We start from the raw sequence: 949 nt of genomic DNA, 5'->3' as shown, positions 1-949 counted from the left end.
TGGATCACCTCCTTTCTAAGAGAGAGAGTAAGGGTTGTTTTACTGTTTGGTTATCAAGGACCGAGTGCACAGATGCAGGTTTGGCTCAGATGAAAGTTTACTTTTGTGATGAGACAAACAAGCAGATGTATATGAGGGATTGCCTCCATGAGTACGAAGCGAAGCGGAGTATGAAGAGGGAAGACTGGCACGAGGGACATACCAAAACATTTGGTGGCGATGCGCTTAGGGGTAACACCCGTTCCCATCCCGAACACGATGGTTAAGACCTAAGCGGCCGATGGTACTATGCTGGAGACGGCATGGGAGAGTAGGTGGCCGCCAATTAATAAGGGGGCGTAGCTCAGTTGGGAGAGCACCTGCCTTGCAAGCAGGGGGTCAAGAGTTCGAATCTCTCCGTCTCCATTGTGAAACAATAGTTTCACGATAAGTTGCGAAGCAACTTACGAACATTGAAAACTGCATATAGAAGAATAAATCATAGAGATATGATTTGTCATATGCTGGAGACGGCATGGGAGAGTAGGTGGCCGCCAATTAATAAGGGCTTATAGCTCAGCTGGTTAGAGCGCACGCCTGATAAGCGTGAGGTCGGTGGTTCGAGTCCACTTAAGCCCATACAATTAAATATTTCCTCTTAGTTAATATTTAATTAAGATGGGGGCGTAGCTCAGTTGGGAGAGCACCTGCCTTGCAAGCAGGGGGTCAAGAGTTCGAATCTCTCCGTCTCCATTTGGTTATAAAGTGAGTAATCATGATGTAGCCAAAAGCACAAGTTGTGAAGCGGTCATTTAAGTTTGATCTTCACAGCGTGGTGTAAAGCATAAGTTGCGAAGCAACTTATAAGTGCTGGCATACAATTACTTAACGAGACGAAGTCGAGTTTAGAAGTTGTCCAGCATATAGTACCTTGAAAACTGCATATAGAAGAATAAATCATAGAGATATG

At 45.1% G+C, this 949-nt stretch carries 3 tRNA genes and 1 rRNA gene; all 4 read left to right on the top strand.

Annotation, left to right across the window (positions count from 1 at the left end):
* The first annotated feature begins 209 nt into the window (after positions 1-209).
* The 4 genes from rrf to DXB73_RS14330 all read left to right on the top strand — a co-directional run bounded on the left by rrf (position 210) and on the right by DXB73_RS14330 (position 732).
* Positions 210-327: ribosomal RNA gene (gene rrf, locus DXB73_RS14345) — 5S ribosomal RNA — on the top strand.
* A gap of 5 nt (positions 328-332) precedes the next feature.
* Positions 333-405: transfer RNA gene (locus DXB73_RS14340), tRNA-Ala, on the top strand.
* A gap of 139 nt (positions 406-544) precedes the next feature.
* Positions 545-618, top strand: a tRNA-Ile gene (locus DXB73_RS14335).
* A gap of 41 nt (positions 619-659) precedes the next feature.
* Positions 660-732, top strand: a tRNA-Ala gene (locus DXB73_RS14330).
* Positions 733-949: the final 217 nt, after the last annotated feature.

The organism is Clostridium sp. OM05-6BH, assembly GCF_003481635.1.
In the GTDB taxonomy this organism is placed as follows: domain Bacteria; phylum Bacillota; class Clostridia; order Lachnospirales; family Lachnospiraceae; genus Butyribacter.
The sequence above is the reverse complement of the archived record's forward strand: the minus strand, read 5'-3'. Positions and strand labels throughout refer to the sequence as shown.